This is a genomic window from Variovorax sp. W2I14 (genome assembly GCF_050435205.1).
Taxonomy (GTDB): domain Bacteria; phylum Pseudomonadota; class Gammaproteobacteria; order Burkholderiales; family Burkholderiaceae_C; genus Variovorax; species Variovorax paradoxus_C.
In genome coordinates this window covers 2,733,152-2,753,807 of the sequence record NZ_JBNDJX010000001.1, presented here as the reverse complement: position 1 = coordinate 2,753,807, position 20,656 = coordinate 2,733,152, and the positions used below count along the sequence as shown (strand labels likewise).

Sequence of the window (20,656 nt, the reverse complement as noted above, 5' to 3'; positions counted from 1 at the left end):
CTTCAGCGCGGTGAATCCGCCGGCGTCAGGTGCCGGGTCAGGACCCAGAACGCCAATGCAATGCCGCTGGTGATTGCGCCCGCAATGCAGACGCCGTTCCAGCCGGCATGGGCGTACACCATCGTCGAGGCGATCGATCCCGTGGCGGAGCCGATCGAATAGAAGATCATGTAGCCGGCCGTTAGCCGGCTCTGCGCTTCGGGCCGCACGCGGTAGATGAGGCTCTGGTTCGAGACGTGCACCGATTGAAGGCCGAAGTCGATCGTGACCACGCCGATCACCATCGCCCAGATCGACCACGGCAGCAGCGCGATAAGCGCCCACGACAGCAGCATGACCACGAGCCCGATACCGGTGGTGCGCTGCGCCCGTCCGCGGTCCGCTTGGCGACCCGCCCGCGCAGCACCCAGCGCACCGGCCGCGCCCGCCAGGCCGAACAGCCCCACCTGTGTGTGCGAGAGCGAGAACGGCGGCGCCGTCAGCGGCAGCACCATCGGCGTGAGCAGCATCGTGATGGCCATGAAGATCAGCATCGCGAGCACCGCGCGGATGCGCAGCACGGGCTCTTCGACAAAAAGCATGAACACCGAGCGGATCAACTGCGGATACGGGATGCGCACCGCGGGCCGAACGTTCTGCGGAAGCGCCTTCCACAGCAGGCCCGAGACCAGCAGGGTGGCCGCAGCCGACACCAGGTACACCGAGCGCCAGCCGAAAAGATCCGACAGCGTGCCCGACACGGCCCGCGCGAGCAGGATGCCGACGATGATCCCGCTCGTCACGATTCCCACCACCCGGCCGCGCTCGCCCGGCGGCGCCATGATCGCGGCGTAGGCGACCAGCACCTGCGTCACGACGGCCAGCACGCCGACCGCCGCCATCGCCGGCAGCAGCATCGAGGCACTGGGCGCCAGCGCGACACAGAGCAGGGCGATCACCGACAGCAGCGACTGCCCCACGATCAGCCGCCGCCGGTCGACGAGGTCGCCCAGCGGAACGACCAACAGCAGCCCGAGGCCGTAGCCGATCTGGGTGATGGTGATGACGATGCCCACCGTCGCGGGGCGAATGCCGAAGGTGGCAGCGAGCGTGTCCAACAGCGGCTGGGCGTAGTAGACGTTGGCCACCGCAAGCCCGCAGGCGACCGCGAACAGCAGCGCCATCGCACCGGATATCGACGGCGCGGCAGGCCGTGCTTCTGCGTGCCGCGCCGCGGCCGCATCGACATTCAATTCCACGGTGAGCCTCAGGCTTTCAGGGCGTCATGGAAGCGCTCGATGTGGGCGGCGATTGCCTCTCCCAGTTCTTCGAGCGCGAAGTGGCCGGTGTCGAGCAGCTTGAAGTCGATCTGCCGCAGATCGCGCTGGTACGGGTACGCACCCGACGGCGGAAAGATCACGTCGTTGGCGCCCCAGACGACCAGCGTAGGCGGCTGGTGCTTGCGGAAGTACGCCTGCCAGGTCGGGTAGCGCGCGAGGTTGCCGCCGTAGTCGTGCAGCAGCGCGGCCATCGCGTCCTTGTTGCCGGGGCGGGCGAGCAGGGCGCGCTGCAGGAGCCAGTTGTCGGGGTCGATGCGCTCCGGGTTCTTCACGCCGTGCGTGTAGTTCCATTCCAGCGCCGCGTCCGACATGGCGGCTTCGCGGATCTTCGCGTAGTTGGCGGGCGACGGGTCTTTCCACAGCGCACGCGCGAGGCGCCAGAAATCGTCGGGCAATCCTTCCTCGTAGGCATTGGCGTTCTGCACCACGAGGAAGCTCACCTTCTCCGGATGACGGGTGGCGAGGCGAAATCCCACCGGGCCGCCGAAGTCCTGCATGTAGAGGCCGTAGCGCTCGAGGCCGAGTTGTTCGGTGAACTTCCCGACGATGTCGGCGAGGCTGTCGAAGGTGTAGCTGAACTCGACCACCGAAGGCGCATCGCTGTGGCCGAAGCCCGGGTAGTCCGGTGCGATCACGTGGAAGCGATGGGCCAGCCGCTCGATCAGCCCGCGGTACATGAAGGACGAGGCCGGAAAGCCGTGCAGCAGGAGCAGGGCCGGGAGTGCGGGATCGCCCGCCTCGCGATAGAAGATCTTCAGGCCGTCGACGGTGGCGGAGCGGTAGTGGGTCATGGCGAATCCGGAAGAGGTTGAGATGGTGGATGTCGGCTTCTGGTTTCAAAAGAAGACCGATCGAATTCTATTCATCCGGTTTTACATTGCAACCGATGAGGTCGAGCCGGCACCAGGGCGATGGTTGCTCCAGCGCCCGGCTTCAGCCGAAATCGGTTATTCGCCCCCGCGCCCGCGGGATCGCTCGATCACTTGCAAAAGGACTTGACGTCGTTCTGCGCCACGTCGCGGTCGTATTGGTCGAGGGGCTTGCCGTTGCTGTGTCGCAGCAGGCCGGCGAGAACATCGCGCGCAAGGGCGCAACGCGATGCGTCGGTGCCGTTCTCCCTTCCCCCCGAGACCGACCTGGGCCTTGCCGCGGGCGGTACGTAGGGCGGCGCTCCCGTTGCAGTCTGCGTCGGCGGCGTGGCCCTGCTCCAGGCGCGCCAGTCTTCCTTCGGTGCGGAGGCTTGCGGCGCCGCCGGGGCGGGTTTCACTTCCACGGTCTTCGCGTCGCCCGCGTCGGCCTTGCGCTCCGAGTAATGCGTCTGGCCTTTGGCGTCGACCCATTTGTAGATCTCCGCATGGCCGGCGGATGGAGGAAGCAGCGCCGCGAGCGCGGCGCCGAGCACATGCCAGGCGGGATTCGGACTTTGCATCTTCGGGCGCAGAGGGATGAATCGGTGGGCGCCGATCTTGGCCCGGATGATGCCCGACCGGCGGCCGTTTTCGGCGGCCGGCCGGGGCTCTTCACCGCCGCCTGGTCATTCGACCAGGACCGCGCTCCACGCGCGCGCCACGGCGGCCTTCTCGACCGAGTTGGCACCGTACAGATCCGACGCCGCGCGGATCGATGCGACGCGGGCATTCGGATAGGTCGAGTTGCCGTTCAGGTACAGCGTGAGCGTGCGATACCAGATCTTGCCGGCCTTGTCGCGCCCGATGCCCGCCACGCCGGTGTCGCCGTTGCACACCAACTGGTTCTTCGTCAGCCTGGTGTCGGTCGACGGCACCACGGCGCCTTCGGCCAGCAGGTAGAAGAAGCGATTGCCGACCCCCGAGGTGAGGTGAGGGTCGTGCCGCGGATTCACGAGCACGCTCTTGAAGCCGCCCTGCGGGTAGCAGACGTACGAGCGCCCGTCGATGTCCTGCTTGTACATCTTGCGCAGGCCCGCGGCCAGGATGCGCGCGCCGATGACGTAGTTGCCCGGATCGTTCGCGTTGTTCGCGTGGTACTTCACCAGGGTGCCGAAGATGTCCGAGTTCGCTTCGTTCAGGCCGCCCGCATCGCGCGAGTACGCAAGGTTCGCGGTGGCCTGGTTCACGCCATGGCTCATCTCGTGCCCCGCAACGTCGATGGACACCACCGGCCGCGGCAGCGAGGTCCCCGCCTGCCCGTCGCCGTAGACCATCATCCGGTATTCGCCGATCCACGCGGCATTGGCGCCCGTGATGCTGCCGTCCTGGTTGGTGAACAGCACATGCGCGAAGCTCTGCACGCCCTGGCCGTCGTTGAAGATGCCGCTGCGGCCGTGCACGGTCTTGTAGTAATCCCAGGTCTTGGCCAGGCCGTAGTTGATGTCGACCGCGACGGTCTTGCGGTCGGTCACAGCGCCGCTGCCCCACTTGTTGTCGGGGCTGGTGAACGGGGCCAGGTCCGGTGCATCGAACAGGTCCGTGTACACCGAGTCGCGCCCATCGATCACCTCGCCGCCGCCGCGTGTCGGATCGACCATGCGATAGGCGTTGTTGCCGGTCTGGTCGGTGGTGATCTGCAGGTCGCCGTAGTAGAGCGATTTCCCCGTGCCCGTGGCGGCCGCGGTGTGCACCAGGTCTTCGGCGTCCAGCAGCTTGCCGTCCGCCGCGTTGACGTAGTACGCCACGGCGCTCCCGTGTGCCGCGGTAGCCCTGCCGTAGATGCGAACCTCGTAGGCCAGCACCGGCGTTTCGTCGCGCGCGAAGACCACCAGCTCGGGCGTGCCGTAGCGCGTCACCGCGCTGGCGAAGCGCTCGCCCGCAATCTGCTTGGCGCGCTCGGCGCCGATGTCGGGCGAGTTCTGGATTACGGTGCGTCCATCGACCTTGACCAGCGTTTCGGGCAGGCGTATCGGAGCGCCTTGCGTGAGGCTGGACTGGGTGAGCTGTCCCCGCACCGAATGCACGACCACGTCGCCGCCGATCACGCGCAACCCGTTGTGAAAGCGGTCGAAGCGCACGTGCTCGGTGCCGTCCTTGTCCACGGTCACGTCGCGCGGCTTGAACTGGTCGCCCTCGGCGGGCGCCGCCGCGCTGCCTGCCGCGCCCTGGAAGTCCAGCGAGCGGCGGGTGCGATTGGAAGCGGGGGCGGGCGTCGCAACGCTGAAGCTCGACGGGTTGCTCTGGATCAGTGCCAGCGCGCGGTCGATCGCCGCCTGCTTGCCCGGGTCCGCATCCGCGGCAAAGGCACCAAGCCCCGCCAACGTCAGCACTGCGACAACGACAACTTTGAGTCTGGTTTTCATAGGCATTCCACAAAAGGTGATGTAAGGGATAGACACATACCGGCCGGCCGGCGCTTGTGACGCCGGCGAATGGCCGCGTGGATTACAGCGGGGATCGCATGCAGCGTCGATACGGGGGAAGTAGTCGATTCCGCGCTATTTCTTCGCGGGCGTTTTCAGTCTGCAAACCTTCGAATTGAAATGAGCAAGAAGTAATTAGCGCCCCACACCCCCGGCTAAACCCCAAGTCCGCTGGTCATCGAAATACCAGTCCCCCGGCGCGCGTGTACGCGGGGCCGGGCCTTGGCTGCATACGCTTCGTCACCCTCACAAGGAACCCAAGGAGACGAACAAATGACCCACCGAAACACCCGCCGCATCACCGCTGGCGCACTGCTGCTGGCGGCCTTGGCCGCGGCCGGCCAGGTTCAGGCCCAGCAGGTCTGCAAGGACGATGTGCGCGTGCTCTCCCAGCCGCGCGACGGCCTTACCCTGCTCGAAAAGTACAAGGACGAATTCAAGGCGCTGAGCGGCGCCTCGTTCACCATCGACAACCTCAACGAGAACGACCGCCGCACCAAGACGCGCGCCGATGCATCGACGGTGGGCAAGTACAACGTGTACTACGTCGACGAGGCCAACGTGCCCTTGTTCGCGCAGTCGAAATGGATCGTGCCGCTCGCCAAGTACTACCCCGCCGACTACGACTACGACTACGCCGACTTCGACCCTGGCCGCCAGAAGGTCGCAACCTTCGCGGGCGAGGCCTGGTTCGCGCCGCTCACCGGCGGTGGCGACCTGCTGGTCTACCGCAAGGACCTGCTGGAAAAAGCCGGCGTCAAGCCGCCCACCACGCTCGACGAATTCGTCGCTGCAGCAAAGAAGCTCAACGACCCGGCCAACGGTATCTACGGCGTGGCCCTGCGCGGCCAGCGCGGCTCCGGTGCCAACGTGTGGCGCTGGATGCCGTTCTTCCGCGGCAACGGCGGCCAGTGGTTCGACGGCGACAAGCCCGTCTTCAATTCGCCCGCCGCGGTGAAGGCCACGCAGACCTACCTGGAGCTCTTCAAGTACTCCGCGCCCGGCACCAAGACCGGCAGCTGGGACGAATCCACCGGCGCTTTCCTTGCGGGCAAGGTCGCGCTGCTGGTCGAGTCGACGCCGCTCGCGGGCAATGCGCTCGATCCGAAGATGTCCACCGTCATCGGCAAGGTCGCCTACCTGCCGCCGCCTTCGCCGCTCACCGGCGGCGGCTACGGCCACGGGCTGGCCATCGGCACCAAGGCCAACAAGACCGAAGAGGCGAAGAAGTGCGCGGGCCTTTTTGTCGCCTGGGCTACCTCCAAGAAGCAGGAGCAGCGCCGTCTGGCCGAAGGCCAGTTCAGCGAACTCAACCGCACCAGCGTGCTGGGCAGCCCCGAGTTCGCCAAGCGCTACGGCGCCGATCTGGGCAAGGCCCTGGCCGACACCGGCAAGGTGACCGCGGTGAACTTCTGGCAAGACCCGGCATGGCCAGATCTCGGCGATCGCTGGGGGATCATTCTCGAAGAGCTGGTCACCGGCTCGCGCACCGACATCCAGGGCGGGCTCGATGAACTCGATGCCTACGCGAAGCAGCTGATCGCACGGCGCAAGAAGTGAAGACGACGCGAAGCAACAACAAGACCCGGCTGCCGGTCGTCTTCATCGGGCCGGGCCTGCTGGTGCTGGCGGTCCTGGCGCTGGTGCCGACGATCTTCGCGATCGTCATCTCGCTGCAGGACCGGGAGTTGGGTCAGACCGATATCGGCTGGGTCTGGTTCTCGAACTATGTGCAGCTCTTCTCCGACCGGCGCTTCCTGAACTCGGTGAGCGTCTCGCTCATCTGGGAAGTGCTGACGGTCACTTCGACCATGGCCGTCGCGGTGCTGCTGGGCGTGCTGCTGTTCCAGAACACCACGCCGCGCTGGCGCAACGCGCTGTGCATGCTGTTCATCGTGCCGGTGCTGTTGCCGCGCGTGTCGGCCGCCTTCGTCTGGAAGTTCGCGTTCCATCCGCTGTTCGGGTTGTTGACGTACCCGTACAAGGCGATCACGGGCGAGCCGCTGGACCTGCTGGCCAATCCGCTCACGGCGCTGCTCACCGTGGCTTTCGTGGACGTGTGGCAGTGGGGCCTGTTCTTCGCCGTCATCGTGCTCAAGCTGCTCGAGACCCTGCCGCCCCAGCCCTTCGAGGCTGCGCGCATGGACCACGCCAAGACCTGGGAGATCTACACCTACGTCGCGCTGCCGATGCTCAAGGCGCCGCTCATCAGTCTCACCTTCGTGAAGATGGTCGAGTCGCTGCGGGCCTTCGACCTCATCTACGTGATGACGCGCGGCGGCCCCGGCATCTCGACCGAGACGCTGGACATGTACGCCTTCTCGCAGGGCTTCATCGAGTCGGGGCGCATCTCGTACGCATCGAGCATGGCGGTGCTGATGATGGTCGCCTCGACCGTGGCCTTCACCTACATCTGGAAATGGACGAGGCCGTCGTCATGAAAAAGCAATCGTCTCTGTCCATGGGCACGCTGCTCGCGCGGCTGGTGCTCGTCGTCGCCGGCCTCTCCGCGCTGGTGCCGGTGCTCTGGACTTTCCTCAACTCGTTCAAGAACCGGGTCGACATCGTCTCGGCCGTGCCGAAGTTCTTCTTCACGCCCACGCTGGAGAACTACGCCTACGTGCTGGGCCGCGAGGCTGTGGCGCAGGGGCTCATCAACTCGATTCTGGTGGTCGGCGCAGCCGTCGTCATCGGTGCAGTGCTCGGGTTGCCGGCCGCCTATGCGCTCGCCCGCTATCCGCTGCGCTGGGCCGACGACATCCAGTTCTTCGTGCTGTCGATGCGCTTCCTGCCGCCGGTGGCTGTGGCGATTCCGTTGATGGTCATCTGGCTGCAGCTGGAGCTGTACGACACGCGCTTCGCGCTCATCGTCACCTACACGCTGCTCACGCTCTCCACCGTGATCTGGCTCGCGATTCCGGCGTTCAAGGCGGTGCCCAAGGAGGTGGAAGAAGCAGGGCGCGTCGATGGCTACGGGCCCTACGCGATCTTCTTTCGCGTGTCGCTGCCGATTGCCGCGCGCTCGCTCGTCGGCGCCATCGCCTTCGGCTTCGTGCTGGTGTGGAACGAGTTCCTCATCGCGTTGATGCTCACCACGTCCGATGCCAAGACGCTGCCCATCGTCGCCTCCGAACTCAGCCAGCTGGGGCGCGACGTGCCCTGGGGCATCCTGAATGCCTCGGTCATCCTGCTGTCGGTGCCGCCGCTCCTGATGGTCGGCGTGCTCAGCGGCTTTCTCAATGCCGCGTTCAAGCGCAAGCGGGAGGCCGCATGAGCCGCATCCATTCCTCTTCTCCAATACAAAAAATGTCTGCAATCAGCTGTCACAACATCATCAAGCGCTACGGGGAAGCGCAGGTCGTCCATGCGTTCGACCTCGACGTGGCCGACAACGAGTTCGTCGTGTTCCTCGGCCCCTCGGGCTGCGGCAAGTCGACCATCCTGCGCATGCTCGCGGGCCTGGAAGACATCAGCGGCGGCGACCTGCATATCGGCGGCCGGCGCGTCAACGACCTGCCGCCGCAGGAGCGCGGCATCGCCATGGTGTTCCAGAACTACGCGCTCTACCCGCACATGACCGTGCGCGACAACATCGCCTTCGGTTTGAAGCGCCTGAAGGTGCCCAAGGCCGAGATCGACAGCCGCATCAAGGAGGTGTCGGACACGCTGGGCCTCGCGCGCTACCTGCAGCGCAAGCCCGCCGAACTCTCGGGCGGCCAGCAGCAGCGCGTGGCGATTGCGCGCGCGATGATCAAGACGCCCAAGGTGTTTTTGTTCGACGAGCCGTTGTCGAACCTCGACGCCAAGCTGCGCAACCACATGCGCATCGAGATCGCCAAGCTGCACCAGACGCTCAAGACCACCACGGTCTACGTCACGCACGACCAGCACGAGGCGATGACGCTGGCCGACCGCATCGTGCTGCTGCGCGACGGGCGCATCGAGCAGGTCGGCTCGCCCAAGGAAATCTTCGAGCGCCCGCGCTCGGCCTTCGTGGCCGGCTTCATCGGCACGCCGCCGATGAACCTGGTGGAAATGTCGGTGAAGGACGAGGGCAGCCATTTCGAGCTGAGGGGACGAGGCGGCGTCGTGCACGTGAATGCGCGCCGGTTCGCGCTCGAAGGGCGCGAACGCGTGACGCTGGGCATCCGGCCGGCGCACCTGCAGGTGGACACGAACAGCGGTCGCGACGGCGGCTTCTCAGGCGAAGTGCAGCTGGTCGAATACCTCGGCAACGAGGTGCTGGTGAGCTTTGGCGGAGACGACAACGAAATCTCCGCGCTCATGCCATCGGCCCAGAGCCCGCGGCTGCACGAGCGCGTGAGCTTCGTGGCCGATCCCGAGCAGGTGCATCTGTTCGACATCGACACAGGCGCATCGCTGCGCGTTGACCGCGCCCCCTTGCATTGAACGCAGACAACCGAAACACACTCTCGATCGAAAGATGGAAATGAAAGCACTGGTCCTGGAAAAGGCGCACGAACTCACGCTGCGCGACGTTGATGTCTCCCTTGAGATGGGGCCTCGCGACGTGAAGATCCGTATGCACACCGTGGGCGTCTGCGGCAGCGACGTTCATTACTACCAGCATGGCGGCATCGGCCCCTACATCGTCAATGAGCCGATGATCCTCGGCCACGAAGCATCGGGCGTGGTCGCCGAGGTGGGTGCCGAAGTCACGCACCTCAAACCCGGCGACCGCGTCTGCATGGAGCCCGGCATTCCCGAGATGGATTCGCGCGCGACGCTCGAAGGCCTCTACAACCTCGACCCTGCCGTGCGCTTCTGGGCCACGCCGCCCATTCACGGTTGCCTCACGCCCTTCGTGGTGCACCCGGCCGCCTTCACCTTCCGCATGCCCGACAACGTGAGCTTTGGCGAGGGCGCCATCGTCGAGCCGCTGGCCATCGGCCTGCAGGCGGCGAAGAAGGCGGCGCTGAAGCCGGGCGATGTGGCTGTCGTGATCGGCGCCGGCACCATCGGCGCGATGACCGCATTGGCCGCGCTCGCGGGCGGCGCGGCGCGCGTGATCCTGGCGGACCTCGTGCCCGAGAAGCTGGCGCTGTTCGCCGACAACCCGGCCGTGACCACCGTCAACGTGCGCGACGCCGATCTCGCCGAGACCGTGAAGGCCCTGACCGATGGCTGGGGCGCCAACGTGGTGTTCGAGGCCAGTGGCAGTGCGCGCGCTTTCGACAACATCTTCGATCTGCTGTGTCCCGGTGGTTGCCTCGTGCTGGTGGGCATGCCCGGCAACAAGGTGCCCCTGGACATCGTGGCGATCCAGGCGAAGGAAATTCGCATCGAGTCGGTGTTCCGCTACGCCAACATCTTCCCGCGCGCACTCGCGCTGATCGCTTCGGGGCAGGTGAACGTGAAGCCGTTCATCTCGCGCACCTTCGCATTCGAGGACGGCATCAAGGCTTTCGAGGAAGCGGCTGCGGGCCGGGCGAGCGACGTGAAGATTCAGATCGAGTTTCCGGCGACCCTGCCGGCTTGATTTCGAGGGGCGAAAGGCCCGCAGACCGGCTGGCCGAGCGCTTCTTCGCAAGGGAAAACGCCGGGGAGCGCGATGGCGATGCGCGGCTAAAGTGGCTGCGCCTTGCCACTCGCCGATCCGTCGCCCATGCCCTTGGTCTTTCGCAATGTCGTCCTCACCGGAGCCTGTGGTGGTCTCGGCCAGGCACTGGCGCGAGAGCTGATCGGTGGCGGTGCGCAGGTGGCGCTGGTCGGGCTCGATAGGGCAAAGCTCGAATCGCTCGCTGCGCTGGCAGCGGGACGATGCGCGGTCTACACGCCCGACGTGTCGAACAGCCTTGCGATGCAGTCCATGGCCAGCGACTGGATGGCCAAGACCGGCGTGCCCGACCTCGTGATTGCCAATGCGGGCGTGGCGGGCGGCTTCGATACCGCCGAGGCCGATGACCTTGCGGTGCTGCGCCGCATGCTGGAGATCAACCTGCTCGGCGCGGCGACCACCTTCCAGCCATTCGTGAAGCCGATGCGTGCGCAGCAACGTGGCGCATTGGTCGGCGTGGCCAGCATCGCGGGCTGGCGCGGCATGCCGGGCAATGGCGCCTACTGCGCGAGCAAGGCGGGGTTGATCCGCTATCTCGAAAGCCTGCGCGCCGAGCTGCGAGAGACAGGCATCACGGTGCACACCATCAGCCCCGGCTACATCCGCACGGGTCTGACTGCAGGCAACCGCTTCGCGATGCCGGGCCTGCTCGAAGCCGACGAGGCTGCGCGCCAACTGCTTGCCGGTGTGCACGCCGGACGCGAGCAGATCGTGTTGCCGCGCCGCATCGGCTGGCTCTCGAAGCTGCTGAACCTGCTGCCCGAGAAACTGCACGACCGCGTGCTGCGCGGGCAACCGCGCAAGCCGCGCGTGGGCGAGGCCGGCGCCACGGCCATCCCCGGTCTTTCCGACAAACATCCACCGACCTGATGGCAGACGACGCACCCACCCACGAGAAGATCGCCCTCATCGGCGCCGGTCCTTCCGGCCTCGCCGGGGCGCGCAACCTGCAGAGGCACGGTGTTCCCTTTCAGGGCTTCGAGGCGCACAGCGATGTGGGTGGTCTCTGGGACATCGACAACCCGCGCTCCACGGTCTACCACTCGGCGCACCTGATCTCCAGCAAACGCACCACGGAGTTCACCGAGTTCCCGATGGCCGACACGGTGGCGGACTACCCGAGCCACCGCGAGTTGCGCCGCTACTTCAGCGACTTCGCCGACCGCTTCCGGCTGCGGGAGCACTTCCGCTTCAACACACGCGTGCTGCGCGTGGAGCCGGTGAGCGATGCGCCGGACACGCGCTGGCGGGTGAGCGTCGATGCGGCCAATGGGGCCGGTGGCCGCATCGAGACGGCCGAATACAAGGGCGTGGTCATCGCCAACGGCACGCTCGCCGAACCCAAGCGCCCGCAGTTCGAAGGCCACTTCGATGGCGAGCTGCTGCACACCAGCGACTACAAGCACGCCGAGCTCTTCAAGGGCAAGCGCGTGCTGATCGTCGGCGCGGGCAACTCGGGCTGCGACATCGCGGTCGATGCCGTGCATTACGCAAGGAGCGTGGATATTTCGGTGCGGCGCGGCTACTACTTCGTGCCGAAGTACGTGTTCGGAAAACCGGCCGACACGCTGGGCGGCAAGCGGCCGCTGCCGCCGTGGCTCAAGCAGCGCATCGATGCGACGGTGCTCAAGTGGTTCACCGGCGACCCGGTGCGCTTCGGGTTTCCGAAGCCCGACTACCGGATGTACGAGTCGCACCCCATCGTGAATTCGCTGGTGCTGCACCACGTGGGGCACGGCGACATCGGCGTGCGCGGCGACATCGCGCGCTTCGACGGGCATGCGGTGCATTTCAAGGACGGCAGCGCGCACGACTACGACCTGATCCTGACCGCCACCGGCTACGCGCTGCACTATCCGTTCATCGACCGCGAGCTGCTCAACTGGCAGGGCATGGCGCCGCGTCTGTACCTGAATATCTTTTCGCCGCGCTTCGAAAACATCGGCGTGCTCGGGATGATCGAGGCGAGCGGCATCGGCTGGCAGGGGCGCTACGAACAGGCCGAATTGCTGGCGCGCTACTTCCGCGCGAAGGCGGCGGGATCGCCCAAGGCCGCGGCGTTGCGCGCGGCAGTGCAGGGGCCGCCACCCGACCTGTCGGGCGGCTACAAGTACCTGCAGCTCGAACGCATGGCGTACTACGTGCACAAGGACACCTACCGCGCGGCGGTGCGCAGCGCCTCGGCGGCGCTGGCCGACTCACCCTGAACGAGGCTTTCACATCCATGCTGCCCGTCGACGAAATCCGCCTGCACTTCAATCCGGCCTCGCTGGTGCTGCTCAACGTGGTGCTGGGCTTTTTGATGTTCGGCATTGCGCTGGACACGCGCATCGACGACTTCAAGCGCGTGGCGCGCATGCCCGGCGCGATGGCGGTGGGCATCGGCGCGCAGTTCGTCGTCCTGCCGGCCGTGACCTTCGCGCTCACGCTCATCCTGAAGCCGGGGCCGAGCATCGCGCTCGGAATGATCCTGGTGGCCTGCTGTCCGCCGGGGAACATCTCGCAGATCCTCACGCACCGTGCGGGTGGCAACGTGGCGCTGTCGGTGTCGATGACGGCGATCTCGAATGCGCTTTCGATCGTCGTCATGCCGCTGAACTTCGCGTTCTGGGGCGGGCTGCATCCGACGGCGTCGGCGCTGCTCAAGACGATTGCGCTCGACCCGATGGACATGCTGGGCCACATCGTGATGATCATCGGCATTCCGTTCGTGCTGGGCGTGGCCTGCGCGCACCAGTTGCCGAGGTTCACGGCGCGCATCAAGAAGCCGGCGCGCATCCTGAGTTTTCTCGCGCTGATCGCGTTCATCGTCGGTGCCATCGCGGGCAACTGGCGCTACTTTCTCGACTATGTCGGGCTGGTGCTGATGGCGGTGGTCATCCACGACGCGCTGGCGTTCGGCACCGGCTACCTGTGCGCGCGGCTCTCGGGGCTGGGCGACTACGACCGGCGCGCGGTGTCGATCGAGGTGGGCATCCGCAACGCAGGGCTCGGACTGGTGCTGATCTTCAGCTTCTTCGGCGGGCTGGGCGGCATGGCGGTAGTGGCCGGCGTGTGGGGGCTTCTGGGACATCATCGCGGGCCTTGCGCTGGCGAGCTGGTGGGGGCGCAAGCCCGCGACGCCGTGAGCGCGCGCCGTGTGCTCGTGACGGGTGGCGATGGATTCCTGGGGCGCGGCGTGCTGGCTGCGCTGGCGGGGAAATCGCTTGATGTTCTGGTGGCGCTCGATGTGCGTGAGGTGCCTGCGGAGCGGCAGTTGCCGGGCGTGGTCTATCGCCAGCAGGATGTGCGGGATGCGGCCATCGGCGACACGCTTGCAGCGCACGCCATCGAAACCGTCGTGCACCTGGCCTCCATCGTCACGCCGGGCAAGGACTCGAACCGCGCCTTCGAGCACTCGGTCGATGTGGGCGGCACGCGCAATGTGCTCGAGGCCTGCGTGGCGCAGGGCGTGCGGCACATCGTGGTGTCGTCCAGCGGCGCGGCCTATGGCTATCACGCGGACAACCCGGCGTGGATCACCGAAGCGCAGCCGCTGCGAGGCAACCCGGTGTTCGCATAACGCCGACCACAAGCGGCAGGTGGAAGAGATGCTCGCGGACTATCGCGCCGCGCATCCTGCGCTCGCGCAGACGGTGCTGCGCATCGGCACCATCCTTGGCGAGCGGGTCGACAACCAGATCACCGCGCTGTTCGAGAAGAAGCGGCTGATCGCCATCCGCGGCAGCGCGAGCCCGTTCGTGTTCGTGTGGGACGAGGACGTGACGGGCGCCATCGCGCATGCGCTCGGCGAGGCGCCGCCCGGTTGCTACAACCTCGCGGGCGACGGCGCGCTCACCATCCACGAGATCGCATCGCGCCTCGGCAAGCAGGCGACCGATTGGCCGGCCGGTATGCTCAAGGCGGCGCTCGCGGTCGGCTCTGCATTGGGCGTGAGCCGATACGGCCCGGAGCAGCTGGACTTCCTGCGCTACCGGCCGGTGCTGCTCAACACCGCGCTGAAGGAGCGCTTCGGCTACGTGCCGAGCAAGACCAGCAGCGAAGCCTTCGACGCCTTCGTGGCGGCGCGTGCGCGGCAGGGGCGGCCGGTCACTTCTTCCTGATTTCTTCCACCGGTGCGATCAGATGCTCGAGCATGCGCCGGGCGTTGATCGGCAAGTCTTCCGACGAGCGCACGCAGGCCATCAGCGTGCGCTCGGCCCAGGCGTCGGCGAGCGAGGCGCGCGCGATCTTCATCGAGCGGGCGCAGCGCTCGGCAGCGGTCTGCGGCACGATGCCCACGCCAATGCCGTACTCGACCATGCGGCACACCGCTTCGAAGTTGCGCACGCGCACGCGGTAGGCCAGGTGCTTGCCCAAGGCGCGGACGTGGCCGGTCAGCAGTTGCTGCAGCGCGGTGTCCGCGGGCAGGCCGACGAACTCGTTGTCGACCACTTCGGCCAGCTTCACGCGCCGGCGCCCGGCCAGCGCATGGCCGCGCGGCATGACGAGCACGAGGTCGTCACGGCGGAAGGGATGGCATTCGAGGCCCTCTGAGTCGATCGCATCCGAGACGATGCCGATGTCGCAGAGGCCCGCGCGCAGCGCATCGACGGTGTCGGGGCTCGGACGTTCTTCAAGATCGACCGAGATGCGCGGGTGCTGCGCGAGAAAGCGGCTGAGCACCTCGGGCAGATGCTCGGTGAGCGCCGAGGTGCCGCACATGAAGCGCACGTGGCCCTTCAAACCCTGGCCGTATTCGCCAAGCTCGCCGCGCAGCCGCTCCATCTGCTGCAGCACGACGCGCGCATGGTGCAGCAGCGTACGGCCGGCCTCGGTGGGGCGCACGCCTTGCGCGTGCCGGGTGAGCAAGGGGCTGCCGAGCGCGTCTTCCATGCCGCGCACGCGCTGGCTGGCCGAGGCGAGCGTCATGTGCGAGCGCTCGGCGCCGGCCGTGAGGCTGCCGGCTTCGACGACGTGGATGAAGAGCCGCAGGTCGGTGAGATCGAATCGCATGGTGGGCCGCAAGGTAGCACGGGAGCCTCAGCCTGTGCCTGAGGCTGGGTGCGCGAATGCCACATTTTCAGTCGTGCGCCGGGTCTGCAGACTCGGCGGCAATGACGATCTTTTCCAATGAACTGACGGCGGGCCACTGGGCCGCGGCGGCTGCCGTATTTCTTCTGGCCGGGGTGATCAAGGGCGTGATCGGGCTCGGGCTGCCGACGGTGTCGATGGCGCTGCTCGCACTCTGGATGGCGCCGGTGCGCGCCGCGGCCCTGCTGATCGTGCCCTCGCTCGTCACCAACATCTGGCAGACCGGGCCGCGCGCGAGCTTCGGGGCGGTGCTGCGGCGCATCGGCGGGATGCAGGCGGGGATCGTGGTGGGCACGCTGGGTGGGGCGCTGTGGCTCGGCGCGCCGGGGGGCGCATGGGCTTCGGTGGCGCTCGGCGTGGCGCTGGTGGCCTATGCGCTCTGGGGACTTACCGGGCGGCAGCTGCACGCGCCCCCTGCGCATGAATGGTGGCTGGGGCCGCTGGTGGGTGTTGCGACGGGGTTGGTGACGGCGGTGACCGGCGTGTTCGCGGTGCCGGCCGTGCCCTATCTGCAGGCGCTGGGCTTCCAGCGCGATTCGCTCATCCAGGCGATGGGGATTTCGTTCACCACCTCGACCATCGTGCTGGGCATCGGGCTGGCGGGAAACGGGGGCTATCCGATGGCGGCGGTGGGCAGTTCGGTCGCGATGCTGGTGCCGGCGATCGGCGGCATGGTCATCGGGACGTGGCTGCGGCAGAAGCTGCCGGTGGCGGTGTTCAAGCGCTGCTTCCTGATCGGGCTGGCGCTGCTGGGCGGGTACATGACGGTCCGGGCTATCGCCTGACCGGCGACCGATCAATCAACCAATCAATCAGGCGACGGGCAGCAGGGCGGCGCGCACGCGCTCGATGGTCTGGCGGTAGGGCAGGGCGAAGTCGTCGAGCGCGTCGTCGGCGTCGAGCCAACGGAACGAAAACACCAGGCCCTCTTCTTCGGGGCTGCCCGTGGCCATGTGCTCGAAGGTCTCGGGCAACGGTGCCTCGGCGCGCATCAGGAACAGATGCCAGAGCTGCGGATGGCGGTGCGTGTTGCCCTCGACGCCAGCCTCGCATTCGCGGTCCAGCGTGCCGAGCGGCTGCAGCGCGCCCGTGAAGTCGATGCCCGATTCCTCGAGCAGTTCGCGCCGCACCGCCATTTCGGGCGATTCGCCGGGCTCGATCGTGCCCTTGGGCAGTTGCGTGTTGCCATCCCCGGGGTGGCGGAACACCAGCAGCCGGCCCCGTGCGTCGACCAGGCAGGCGCAGGCCTTGAGGATCGGATCGGAGGGGCTCGCGCCGCTGTCGCTCATCAGGCGCCCGTCAGTGCGGCCTTGACCGCTGCGCTGACCTGGCCCATGTCGGCCTTGCCGGCCAGGCGGGTCTTGACGACGCCCATCACCTTGCCCATGTCGCCGGGGCCGCTGGCGCCCAGCTCGGCCACGATGGCTTTGACGGCGGCGGTGGTTTCCTCGGCGCTCATGCGCTGGGGCAGGTAGCCCTCGATCACCTTGATCTCGGCGGCTTCCTTGTCGGCGAGGTCGGGGCGGCCACCGGTGGTGAACGCGGCGATGGAGTCCTTGCGCTGCTTGACCATCTTGTCGACGATGGCCACGACCATGGCGTCGTCCAGCTCCACGCGCTCGTCAACTTCCTTTTGCTTCATGGCGGCGAGCAGCAGGCGGATGGTGGCCAGGCGCTCGGAATCCTTGGCGCGCATCGCCGTCTTCATGTCTTCGGTGATTTGTTCTTTGAGTGTCATGTCAGCCTTTCGGAAAAAACAAAAGCCGCGGCAGGTTTCCCTGGCGCGGCTGAGGCAACGGGGCGCGGGCAGTGACTTTCGTCGAGGGCCGGCTGCCCGCAGGTGTTGCTTAGTACAGCTTCTTGGGCAGCTGCATGCTGCGCACGCGCTTGTAGTGGCGCTTGACGGCGGCTGCCTTCTTGCGCTTGCGCTCGGCGGTCGGCTTTTCGTAGAACTCGCGGGCGCGCAGGTCGGTCAGCAGGCCGAGCTTTTCGATGGTGCGCTTGAAGCGACGCAGAGCGACGTCGAAGGGCTCGTTTTCTTTAACGCGGATGGTGGTCATTGATGAATCGTTGAACTGAAGTTGGCTCGGGGAGATCGAGGCCCAAAGCCGGGGTTCCTCAACTGAAATCTTTGGTGGCCGTTGAGGGAAGGCCAAAAGTTAGCCCGCGATTATAGCGCGGTTGCGCACGCATGAGCGCTCGCCCAGGCCCATTGGAAGTTGTATCCGCCCAACCAACCCGTCACATCGACCACTTCGCCGATGAAATAAAGCCCCAGCTGCTTCGATTCCATCGTCTGGGACGACAAATCGCGTGTGTCGACGCCGCCGGCCGTGACTTCGGCCTTCTTGTAGCCCTCGGTGCCGCTCGGCGTGATTTGCCAGCGGGCGATGCGCTCGGAAAGCGCCGCCAGCGCCTTGTCGGCCGCCTCGTTGACGGGCCGCTGCAGGGCCGGGTCCTGCCCGACCCAGGCGTCGGCGAGGCGAGAGGGCACCAGCGTCGCTAACTCGTTGGCGATGCGCTTCTTCGAGCGCAGCTTGGCTTCGCCCAGCGCCTCGGCCACGTCCGTGCCGGGCGCGAAGTCGATGGTGAGCGGGGCGCCCGGCTTCCAGTAGCTCGAAATCTGCAGCACCGCCGGGCCGGACAGGCCGCGGTGGGTGAACAGCAGGTCTTCGAGAAAGGCCATCTTTTCCTTCTTCGCCCCGGTCTCGATCCGCACCGGCAGCGCCAGCCCGGCCAGTTCGGCGTACGGCGCCCAGCCTTCGCCGCCGAAAGTCAGCGGCACGAGGGCCGGACGGGGCGTGACCACGCGCAAGCCGAACTGCTCGGCGATGCGGTAGCCGAAGTCGCTGGCGCCGATCTGGGGGATCGACAGGCCGCCGGTCGCAATCACCAGCTTTGGTGTCTCGATCACGCCGCGATCGCTATCAATTCGATAGCTTCCGGCTCCCGTTGCGTCGGCGGTTGTCGGAGAAAAAGCAATGGCCCCCAGCTTGCAAGGCTGCCACCGCGTCACCCCGCCGGCTTCGCATTCGGCCAGCAGCATGTCCACGATCTGCTGCGAGGAGTCGTCGCAAAAAAGCTGCCCCTTGTGCTTCTCGTGAAAGGCGATGCCGTGCTTCTGCACCAGGTCGATGAACTGCTGCGGCGCATAGCGCGACAACGCCGAGCGGCAGAAATTCGGGTTGTCGCCGATGAAGTGGCGCTGTGGCGCCCGCACGTCGAGGTCGCGATTGGTGAAGTTGGCCCGCCCACCGCCCGAGATGCGGATCTTCTCGCCGACCTTCTCGCTGTGATCGACCAGCAGCACCTTGAGTCCGCGCTGGCCTGCCACCCCGGCGCAGAACAGCCCGGCCGCACCGGCGCCGACCACGACGACATCGAACTGGAAAGTGGCAGTGCTCAAGACGGCCCATCGGCCGCCAGGATCGGCGGCGCGTTGTATTTCAGGTGCCCGATGTAGCGCAGCGGCTGCGTCGCGGCGATGGAGGGGCACGTCGCCCTCGCGCATGTGCAGCAGGTCGGCCGGGCTCACCCAGCGCGGATCGGCCGCGGTGATCGGCAGGCCCGCCTGGCGGTAGGCCTCGAGCACGAACTGCGAGCAGAAGAACTGGTCGTCGCGGCTCGCGCCCAACTGCACCATGGCCATGCCGCTGATGCAGAAATTGCTCACTGAAGACGGAATCAACGGCAGCTCGCAGAGGCGCCGGTTCAGCACGAACGGCGCGTTCAGCAGCACGCCGGTGGTGTTGTAGCGCGTGCCCACCTGCGAGTTGGCCCAGGTGCGCAGCTTCGCGACGCCCGCGTCGTCGAGGCCGGGCACGCGAAAGGCCACCACCATCTGTTCTTCGGCGACCACGTCGGCCAGCGGCCGTGCGCGCACGCCGGTGCCCACGGCTTCGGCGATCAGCCCGTCGCCCAGGTACAGCAGCGCATGGCTCACCGGCGAGAAAGTGCCCAGCCGGATGCCGAACGAATTGACCGTGGCAATCGAGCTCAGCAGGATGTCGCCGGGCTCCAGCGCGCTGGCCGTGATGAGCTCGCCGCCGTTGCCCGGCGCGATGACCGAGCTCTGTACCCTGAGGCGCAGGCCCGAGTCCTTGGAGGGCAGGTCGACCCGGGTGGCGCAGGCCGCGAGCTGCAGCGCGGCACCCGCCGCGGCCACGACTGCGGCGGCGCGAAGAGCGGCCCGCATCATCCCTTCCAGACGAACGGAAACTTCAACTGCTTGAAGAAGCCGTTGGGCACGTAGTCGCCCAGCACGCCGTACTTCTCGGGCCAGAGCTTGGTGCTCTTCACTGCGGTGCCGAAGATGTAGTCGAGGAAGGCGTAGTGCGCCGAATAGTTCTTGTCGAGCGCCTCGATGTCCTGGCTGTGGTGCCAGTGGTGGAAGTTGGGCGTCACGATGATGTAGCGCAGCGGGCCGAGCCGCACGCTCACATTGCAGTGGTTGAACACCGCCTGGAAGCCGACCACCACGATGTAGGCGTCGATCACTTCCTTGCTGAAGCCCAGCACGTAGATCGGCGCGAGCACCAGCGTGCGCGTGATCAGCAGCTCCAGGATGTGCTGGCGCGAGCCGGCCATCCAGTCCATGCTTTTGACGCTGTGGTGCACCGCGTGCAGGCGCCAGAGCACAGGCACCTCGTGGTAGGCGCGGTGCGTCCAGTACTGCACGAGGTCGGCCACCAGAATGATCAGCAGGATGCCCGCCCAGAACGGCAGGTTCCCCACCCAGCCGCGGATGCCGTCGTTGGCAGCCCAGCCGAAGAGCTTGTGCACCATGAGGTTGGTGGCCAAGAGCACGAAGCCCACGATCATGTGGTTCACCACGAAGTGATGAAAGTCGGTCTGCCACTCTTCGCGGAACACCGGCTGGTCTTTCCGCAGCGCAAACAGCTTCTCGATGAAGATGAAGATCAGCGACGAGCCCAGCAGATCGAGGATGAACCAATCCAGGCCGATGTACGGCGTGTTGTCCGCGAAGTCGTGCACCGGCACCTTGTGCCCGCCGAGCAGCGCCGAGGCCACCACCAGCAGGAACGCGGCCGACGAGAGCCAGCGCGAGCGGTTGAAGATGATGTTGACCAGCGAGAGCCCGCCCGAGACCACCAGGGCCACGAGCAGGATGTAGCGCATCACATCGACGTTGTAGCTCTTGCGCAGCTCGGGCGTCGTGAGGTACTGCGGGAAGTGGAAGGCCAGCACCCCGAGGAAGCACAGGATGGCCAGGCTCAGGGCAATGGTTCCGGTGACGAGGCCGCGGCCGCGCTGCAACTCGCCGTGGCTCGCCGTGAAGTCGTTCAGTTTGTCGAGCATGTCCGCCTCTCTCTCTATCGCTTGTGCTTTGTTGGA

20 protein-coding genes and 1 pseudogene are annotated in these 20,656 nt (G+C 66.6%); 10 read left to right on the top strand and 11 right to left on the bottom strand.

Features of this window, described 5'->3' with window-relative positions; translation table 11 throughout:
* Positions 1-2: 2 nt before the first annotated feature.
* The 4 genes from QF040_RS12775 to QF040_RS12760 all read right to left on the bottom strand — a co-directional run bounded on the left by QF040_RS12775 (position 3) and on the right by QF040_RS12760 (position 4,590).
* Positions 3-1,238, bottom strand: a complete 1,236-nt coding sequence (locus QF040_RS12775) for an MFS transporter (protein WP_429611321.1) — start codon at positions 1,236-1,238, stop codon at positions 3-5.
* 8 nt (positions 1,239-1,246) lie between these two features.
* On the bottom strand, positions 1,247-2,110 hold the full coding sequence (locus QF040_RS12770) for an alpha/beta fold hydrolase (RefSeq protein ID WP_429611320.1): 864 nt from the start codon (positions 2,108-2,110) through the stop codon (positions 1,247-1,249).
* Positions 2,111-2,298: 188 nt separating this feature from the next.
* On the bottom strand, positions 2,299-2,748 hold the full coding sequence (locus tag QF040_RS12765) for a DUF4124 domain-containing protein (RefSeq protein ID WP_429611319.1): 450 nt from the start codon (positions 2,746-2,748) through the stop codon (positions 2,299-2,301).
* Positions 2,749-2,853: 105 nt separating this feature from the next.
* The gene (locus QF040_RS12760; RefSeq protein WP_429611318.1) at positions 2,854-4,590 is read right to left on the bottom strand and encodes a M4 family metallopeptidase; all 1,737 of its coding nucleotides are present in this window, start codon (positions 4,588-4,590) and stop codon (positions 2,854-2,856) included.
* A gap of 333 nt (positions 4,591-4,923) precedes the next feature.
* Here QF040_RS12760 and QF040_RS12755 point away from each other — a divergent pair, with 333 nt between their 5' ends.
* From QF040_RS12755 to QF040_RS12715, 9 genes are all read left to right on the top strand, one after another.
* A complete protein-coding gene (locus QF040_RS12755) occupies positions 4,924-6,210 on the top strand; it encodes an ABC transporter substrate-binding protein (RefSeq protein ID WP_429611317.1) in 1,287 nt (428 codons plus the stop codon).
* Entirely contained in the window at positions 6,207-7,091 is an 885-nt protein-coding gene (locus tag QF040_RS12750; protein ID WP_429611316.1) for a carbohydrate ABC transporter permease, read from the top strand. The genes QF040_RS12755 and QF040_RS12750 overlap by 4 nt, the downstream gene beginning before the upstream one ends.
* Before the next feature lie 20 nt (positions 7,092-7,111).
* Positions 7,112-7,924: a carbohydrate ABC transporter permease gene (locus QF040_RS12745; RefSeq protein WP_416367511.1), complete on the top strand. Its 813-nt coding sequence runs from the start codon at positions 7,112-7,114 to the stop codon at positions 7,922-7,924.
* Between the two features lie 32 nt (positions 7,925-7,956).
* Positions 7,957-9,060, top strand: a complete 1,104-nt coding sequence (locus QF040_RS12740) for an ABC transporter ATP-binding protein (protein ID WP_429611315.1) — start codon at positions 7,957-7,959, stop codon at positions 9,058-9,060.
* Positions 9,061-9,100: 40 nt separating this feature from the next.
* Positions 9,101-10,150 carry an NAD(P)-dependent alcohol dehydrogenase gene (locus QF040_RS12735; protein ID WP_306878916.1) on the top strand — a complete coding sequence of 350 codons (1,050 nt, stop codon included), beginning with the start codon at positions 9,101-9,103 and terminating at the stop codon, positions 10,148-10,150.
* 126 nt (positions 10,151-10,276) lie between these two features.
* A complete protein-coding gene (locus QF040_RS12730; RefSeq protein ID WP_429611314.1) occupies positions 10,277-11,098 on the top strand; it encodes an SDR family oxidoreductase in 822 nt (273 codons plus the stop codon).
* On the top strand, positions 11,098-12,435 hold the full coding sequence (locus tag QF040_RS12725) for a flavin-containing monooxygenase (RefSeq protein ID WP_429611313.1): 1,338 nt from the start codon (positions 11,098-11,100) through the stop codon (positions 12,433-12,435). The genes QF040_RS12730 and QF040_RS12725 overlap by 1 nt, the downstream gene beginning before the upstream one ends.
* 17 nt (positions 12,436-12,452) lie before the next feature.
* Positions 12,453-13,790 carry a bile acid:sodium symporter gene (locus tag QF040_RS12720; RefSeq protein WP_429611312.1) on the top strand — a complete coding sequence of 446 codons (1,338 nt, stop codon included), beginning with the start codon at positions 12,453-12,455 and terminating at the stop codon, positions 13,788-13,790.
* A 19-nt stretch (positions 13,791-13,809) separates the two neighbouring features.
* A complete protein-coding gene (locus QF040_RS12715; RefSeq protein ID WP_429611311.1) occupies positions 13,810-14,331 on the top strand; it encodes a hypothetical protein in 522 nt (173 codons plus the stop codon).
* Here QF040_RS12715 and QF040_RS12710 read toward each other — a convergent pair.
* The gene (locus tag QF040_RS12710) at positions 14,318-15,223 is read right to left on the bottom strand and encodes a LysR family transcriptional regulator (RefSeq protein ID WP_013542445.1); all 906 of its coding nucleotides are present in this window, start codon (positions 15,221-15,223) and stop codon (positions 14,318-14,320) included. The two genes, QF040_RS12715 and QF040_RS12710, sit on opposite strands and share 14 nt — an antisense overlap.
* A gap of 101 nt (positions 15,224-15,324) precedes the next feature.
* Here QF040_RS12710 and QF040_RS12705 point away from each other — a divergent pair, with 101 nt between their 5' ends.
* Entirely contained in the window at positions 15,325-16,086 is a 762-nt protein-coding gene (locus QF040_RS12705; RefSeq protein ID WP_429611310.1) for a sulfite exporter TauE/SafE family protein, read from the top strand.
* A 27-nt stretch (positions 16,087-16,113) separates the two neighbouring features.
* Here QF040_RS12705 and QF040_RS12700 read toward each other — a convergent pair whose 3' ends face one another.
* From QF040_RS12700 to QF040_RS12675, 6 genes and pseudogenes are all read right to left on the bottom strand, one after another.
* The gene (locus tag QF040_RS12700) at positions 16,114-16,590 is read right to left on the bottom strand and encodes an NUDIX domain-containing protein (protein WP_429611309.1); all 477 of its coding nucleotides are present in this window, start codon (positions 16,588-16,590) and stop codon (positions 16,114-16,116) included.
* Positions 16,590-17,039, bottom strand: a complete 450-nt coding sequence (locus QF040_RS12695; protein ID WP_013542442.1) for a GatB/YqeY domain-containing protein — start codon at positions 17,037-17,039, stop codon at positions 16,590-16,592. Before QF040_RS12695 ends, QF040_RS12700 begins: the two co-directional genes overlap by 1 nt.
* 109 nt (positions 17,040-17,148) lie before the next feature.
* Positions 17,149-17,361, bottom strand: coding sequence for a 30S ribosomal protein S21 (gene rpsU, locus QF040_RS12690; protein ID WP_007833691.1), 213 nt, complete (start codon positions 17,359-17,361; stop codon positions 17,149-17,151).
* A gap of 110 nt (positions 17,362-17,471) precedes the next feature.
* Positions 17,472-18,707 (bottom strand): NAD(P)/FAD-dependent oxidoreductase, encoded by a 1,236-nt coding sequence (locus QF040_RS12685; protein WP_429614649.1) that lies wholly within the window; start codon positions 18,705-18,707, stop codon positions 17,472-17,474.
* 135 nt (positions 18,708-18,842) lie between these two features.
* A pseudogene (locus tag QF040_RS12680) lies at positions 18,843-19,496 on the bottom strand (distant relative of cell wall-associated hydrolase); the annotation flags it as partial.
* Complete coding sequence (locus QF040_RS12675) at positions 19,496-20,620, bottom strand: sterol desaturase family protein (protein ID WP_013542439.1); 1,125 nt, start codon at positions 20,618-20,620, stop codon at positions 19,496-19,498. The gene QF040_RS12675 and the pseudogene QF040_RS12680, both read right to left, overlap by 1 nt.
* Positions 20,621-20,656 lie beyond the last annotated feature (36 nt).